The sequence below is a fragment of the Mitsuaria sp. TWR114 genome (genome assembly GCF_007997345.1).
The window spans coordinates 1-1,330 of sequence record NZ_VOSR01001028.1 but is presented as its reverse complement, the minus strand read 5'-3'; the positions used below and the strand labels follow the sequence as shown (position 1 = coordinate 1,330).

Below are 1,330 nucleotides of genomic sequence, written 5' to 3'. Positions count from 1 at the left end.
GCCGGCGGGCTCGCTGGCGGCCAGGTCTGGTCGCTGATGGCGGACCGCGAGGGCAGCATTTGGGTCGGCACCTGGGTCGACGGCCTGAACCGGCTGCGCAACCGCGCCTTCACCGCGATCGGCACGCCGGAGGGCCTGAGCCACGACAACGTCCGCTCCGTCGTCGCCGCGCGCGACGGCGCGATCTGGGCCGCGACCGCCGGCGGCGGCATCAACCGCCTGCGGGACGGCCGCATCACGACGTTGCGCCAAGCCGACGGCCTGCCCACCGACGAGGTCTCGACCATGCACGAGGCGCGCGACGGCACGCTGTGGATCGGCACCTACACCGCCGGCGTCGCGCGGCGGCTGCCCGACGGCCGCATCGAGCGCTTCGGCCCGGACAGCGGCCTGCCCGGCGTCGAGGTGCGCGCCCTCTACGAGGACCGCGACGGCACCGTGTGGGTCGGCACGCGCTCGGCGCTGGCGCGCTTCAACGGCCGCGGCTTCGAGCAGGTCCGCGCGCCCGGACTGCCCGACGAGGGCGTCGCCGCGATCCTGCAGGACCGCGCCGGCACGCTCTGGTTCGGCACCACCGGCCAGGGCCTGGTGCGCTGGCGCGACGGCAAGGCGCGGCACTTCAGCACCGCCGACGGCCTGCTGTCCGACTGGGTCATCGCGCTCAAGGAGGACGCGCGCGGCGCGCTCTGGATCGGCACGAACGGCGAGGGCATCAACCGCCTCAAGGACGGGAAGATCGGCGCGGTGCGCCCGGCCGACGGCCTGTGGGACGGGTTGTCGCAGGTGCTCCTGGAGGACCGCGCCGGCAACTTCTGGATCACCTGCAACCGCGGGTTCTACCGCGTCGCCCGCGACGACCTGGACGGCCTGATCGACGGCCGGCTCAAGCAGGTCCGCTCGCTCGGCTTCGGCCCGGGCGATGCGCTGCGCGCCACCAGCTTCGCCGGCAACCTGCAGGCCGCCGGCGCGATCGACGCGGCCGGACGCGCCTGGCTGCCCTCGTCGTCGGGGCTGGTCGTCGTGGATCCGGCGCGCCTGCCCGGTGGCGGCGAGCCCCCGGCCGTGCGCATCGAGCAGATCAAGGTCGACGGCGCGCCGGTGCCGCTGGACGGCCGCCCGCTGGACCTGCCGCCCGGCCCGGTGGCGTTGTCGGTGAGCCTGGCCGCCTCCACGCTGCGCGAGGCCGACCGGGTGCGCTTCCGCTTCTGGATGGAAGGCCTGTCGCGCGGCTGGACCGACGTGGGCCAGGACCGCGAACTGACCTTCCCCGCGCTGTCGCACGGCGAGTACCGGCTGCGGCTGGCCGCCTCGGCGGATGGCCAGCGCTGGC

The 1,330-nt window shown here is 75.5% G+C and carries 1 protein-coding gene; it reads left to right on the top strand.

What is annotated here, in order from left to right; all coding sequences use genetic code 11:
- Positions 1 to 1,330 (top strand): two-component regulator propeller domain-containing protein (locus tag FUT87_RS26975; protein ID WP_222617317.1); only part of this gene is annotated, 1,330 nt, incomplete at both ends.